Source organism: Henriciella sp., from assembly GCF_049649345.1.
In the GTDB taxonomy this organism is placed as follows: domain Bacteria; phylum Pseudomonadota; class Alphaproteobacteria; order Caulobacterales; family Hyphomonadaceae; genus Henriciella.
Genome location: NZ_JBARZC010000379.1, coordinates 1 through 4,030, shown reverse-complemented (window position 1 = coordinate 4,030; position 4,030 = coordinate 1). Strand labels below are relative to the sequence as shown.

Below are 4,030 nucleotides of genomic sequence, written 5' to 3'. Positions count from 1 at the left end.
GTCATGGGCCTTCGGCGCCATGTCCTCTTCCTTCACATCCTTTGGCTGCCACTGAAAGGCACCGGCAGGACTCTTGGTGAGCTCCCACTCATAGCCGAACAGCATGTCGAAATAGCTCATGTCCCATTTGGTCGGTGTCGGCGTCCAAGACCCTTCGATACCGGAGGTGATGGTGTGGTCGCCAAGGCCCGTCTCATGGGTGCTGGCCCAGCCAAGACCCTGGGCTGCGATGTCGGCCCCTTCGGGATCTGCGCCAACAAGGCCAGCATCGCCAGCGCCGTGACATTTGCCGAAGGTGTGACCGCCCGCCGTCAGCGCGACGGTTTCTTCGTCATTCATCGCCATGCGGGCAAAGGTTTCGCGAATGTCCTGACCGGAGGCGAGCGGATCCGGCTTGCCGTCCGGGCCTTCCGGGTTGACGTAGATCAGACCCATCTGAACCGCAGCCAGCGGGTTTTCGAGCGCGCGGCCTTCCGAATAACGGCTGTTTGGATCGCTGCTCGGCGCGAGCCATTCTTCTTCGGTGCCCCAGTATACCTCTTCGGGCTCCCACACATCGGCGCGGCCACCGGCAAAGCCGAAAGTATTAAAGCCCATATCCTCAAGCGCGACATTGCCGGCGAGGATTATGAGGTCGGCCCAGGATAGCTTGTTGCCGTACTTCTGCTTGACCGGCCAGAGAAGGCGGCGGGCCTTGTCGAGATTGGCATTGTCAGGCCAGGAGTTGAGCGGCGCAAAGCGTTGCTGGCCGCCCCCTGCCCCGCCGCGGCCGTCGCCGATGCGGTAGGTGCCGGCAGAGTGCCAGGCCATGCGGATCATGAACGGGCCATAATGGCCATAGTCCGCCGGCCACCAGTCAACCGACGTATTCAGCACTTCGGCAATGTCGGCCTTCACGGTTTTCAGATCGAGTGTCTTGAACGCTTCGGCATAATCAAAGTCGTCATCCATCGGGTCGCCGGCTGGATGATTCTTATGGAGAATGTCGAGGTTGAGGAGCTTGGGCCACCAATCCTTGTTGCGCGGACCGCGGAAAAGCCAGTGGCGCTCCTGATCGCCTGAGAACGGACACTTCATGTCGTCAGCCATAATATCTCCTGTAATTTGAACTGAGGGAACGTGATTTGTTTCACTTGTACCGCGCGGCAAGCTATAGAGCCAATCGAAATTACCCAAAACGGATATAGATCAGCCCAATAAGTCGCGCCCCTTGATTGCCGTGTGGTCAGCTTTGACAGGGCCGGCCGATCACGGCTTTCTGCGCGCAGCTGGACAAAGCGGGCTGACGCCCGATCTTTTCCATAGAAAATACAAGTCGATGCGGGAGAGCAAATTGGATTACGAAACAGTCGTGCGCGGCCGGCGCAGCATCAGGGGCTATCTCGACAAGCCTGTTCCGAAAGAGCTGATCCGGGAGGTTCTCGAAATCGCGATGCGCGCCCCGACCTCGCTCAATACCCAGCCCTGGAATTTCTATGTGGTCACCGGCGACGTGCTGGACCGGATCCGCGAGGGGAATGTCGAGCGCAATCTGGCGGGCGTGCCCGACAGCCGCGAATTTCGCATGGGGCCCGGCTATGAAGGCGCGCACCGCGAACGCCAGATCGGCATCGCCAAACAGCTCTTCGCCGTGATGGGGATCGAGCGACACGACAAGGAAGCGCGTATGGACTGGGTGCTGCGCGGCTTTCGCCAGTTCGATGCGCCGGTCTCCATTGTGATAACCTATGACAAATCGATCCAGGGCAGCGATATCGCTCCCTTCGATTGCGGCGGCGTCGTAAATTGCCTGGTCAATACGGCGTGGTCGAAAGGCCTTGGCTGTGTGATCAACAGTCAGGGTATCATGCAGAGCCCCGTCGTGCGCGAACATGCAGAGATCCCGGACGATCAGGTCATCCAGACCTGCGTCGCCATGGGCTGGCCCGATGACAGCTTTCCGGCCAATTCGGTGGTCTCCACGCGCAAATCTGTGGATGAAGCCGCGACCTTTGTCGGATTTGAAGACTAGATCGCCCTAAGCTCGTCCACGCGGCGTTACTCCCTTGTCTTGCAACAATTTACATTCTAACGCATTTAAGTCGCGTCAGGGAGTGAAAATTGGTCTCTAGCAACGTCGATTCGAGCGCAGCGCGCCACCGTTTCGCGGTGCAGGGCTCCTTTCTCGCCGCGCTTGTACTGATCATCGCGGCAAGCGTCCTGGTGATCGGCTGGATACTTGGCGTCACAAGCTTTCAGAGGCTGATCCCCGGCTATGCGGCCATGGTGCCGAGCACCGCCTTGGGCTTTATCGCCACATCATCGGCCGTCCTGTTTGCCTACAGGCAAAAAGCGCAGCCGCAGAGCATTCTGCTTATCCACGCCGTCGCTGTCTTCATCATATTGATCGCAGGTCTGGACCTTGTCGCTATCTTCGCGACGCCTGCAAACGGGATCGACCAGTTCATCTGGTCAAGCTCGGATGCCTTCGAAACGCACGGAATGGCGATTGCCACCGCGACCTCTTTCATTCTCGCCGGTCTCTGCCTGTTGCGCCTGCGCTCCAACCGCCAGCGAGGTGACCTCACATACACGATTGCGGCGACGTCCGGCCTTGTCCTCTGCGCCATTGCGCTGACGGGTTATGCCTTCGACACCAACGCGCTCTATCAGGTCTCGCTATTCACCGCGATGGCGCTGCATACGGCAATCGCCTTCTTCGCTCTTTTTATCTGCCTGCTGCTGCTGCGGCCAGATATGGGATGGATCAAGGTCCTGACAGGAGACGGCGGCGGAAGCGAGAGTGCGCGCCGGCTTGTGCCGGTCGTGATTTTCGTACCGTTCACGCTGTGTCTGATTGCCCTCTGGGCGACAAATGCCGGCTTTGTCGATGCCAATTTCAGGCTCAGCGTCCTTGCGATTGCGATGATCGGCCTCCTGTCGGCGTCGGCCCTCTGGTATGCCGCTGTGCAGAACGCGATCGAGGCGAAGCTGCGCTCCACGATTGCCGACCGCGAATTGCTGCTTCGCGAAGTCTATCACCGGGTCAAGAACAACCTTCAGATGACGATCAGCCTGTTGCGCATGGGAATGCGGCAAACCTCAGATGATGAGGCTCTTGAAGCCCTGTCCTCAACGATAAAACGCGTGGAGGCGATCGGCACGGTCCACCGCATCCTGCTCTCGTCTCGTGTGCCATCGGATGTCCGGGCGCCAGATTTTGTGGCTGAAATTGCGGAAAATGTCGTGACCGGCCAGGTCGACGCGCGCCATCTGGACCATCTTAAACTCGTCCAGGATGTCGGCGATTTCACGCTGCATATCGACCGCGCCGTCACGATCGGCCTGTTGATGAACGAACTGCTCACAAATGCGCTCAGGCATGCCTATCCCGGTGACCGCGGCGGCGAGCTGAAGGTCAGTTTTCACAAGACGAACGGGCTCGCCGTGCTGACAATTGCCGATGACGGCATCGGTATGACCGAAGCAGCGGCAGACGGGACCGGAACCCGCATCACGCGTGGCCTCGTCGCGCAGCTCGATGCGACCTGGGAGACCGAGGTCGGCTCTGGCACCGTCCACCGAATTGAAATCCCGGAAACCTCGCTTGAAGGAGGCTGAGTTGAGCAAATCCGTGATCGTCATAGAAGACGAATTCCTGATCGCCGAAGATTTTATCGCGATGTGCACCGAGATCGGATTGGAGGTACTCGGCAATGCCTCCGATTCCGAAGAGGCAGAACGCCTGATCCGCGACAAGCAGCCTGATTACGTCCTCATGGATGTCAGGATCAAGGGCAAGACCGACGGCGTGGAAGTCGCCCGGAAAATCTATGACGTCCTGCCAGACATCAAGTTCATTTTCGTCACCGGGTCGAATGAACAGAGCACGATCGACCGGATCAACACTGATCATCCCTACGCGATCCTGGCCAAGCCCGTAAGCTTCGAGAAGCTGCGAGACACTTTCAACTGAGGCGCTCCGGGACGGGTGCCTCAACGTCATATCTCGATCAATCCGTCCAATCGGGCATAATGGCGTCATCGATAT

The 4,030-nt window shown here is 58.8% G+C and carries 4 protein-coding genes; 3 read left to right on the top strand and 1 reads right to left on the bottom strand.

Annotated elements, in window-relative coordinates:
* Positions 1–1,089 (bottom strand): peroxidase family protein (locus WA989_RS10350; RefSeq protein WP_424340418.1); only part of this gene is annotated, 1,089 nt, incomplete at its 3' end.
* Positions 1,090–1,333: 244 nt separating this feature from the next.
* Here WA989_RS10350 and WA989_RS10345 point away from each other — a divergent pair.
* The 3 genes from WA989_RS10345 to WA989_RS10335 all read left to right on the top strand — a co-directional run bounded on the left by WA989_RS10345 (position 1,334) and on the right by WA989_RS10335 (position 3,955).
* Positions 1,334–2,011, top strand: coding sequence for a nitroreductase (locus WA989_RS10345; protein WP_424340417.1), 678 nt, complete (start codon positions 1,334–1,336; stop codon positions 2,009–2,011).
* Positions 2,012–2,100: 89 nt separating this feature from the next.
* Positions 2,101–3,600: a sensor histidine kinase gene (locus WA989_RS10340; RefSeq protein ID WP_424340416.1), complete on the top strand. Its 1,500-nt coding sequence runs from the start codon at positions 2,101–2,103 to the stop codon at positions 3,598–3,600.
* 1 nt (position 3,601) lies between these two features.
* Positions 3,602–3,955 carry a response regulator gene (locus WA989_RS10335; RefSeq protein ID WP_424340415.1) on the top strand — a complete coding sequence of 118 codons (354 nt, stop codon included), beginning with the start codon at positions 3,602–3,604 and terminating at the stop codon, positions 3,953–3,955.
* Positions 3,956–4,030 lie beyond the last annotated feature (75 nt).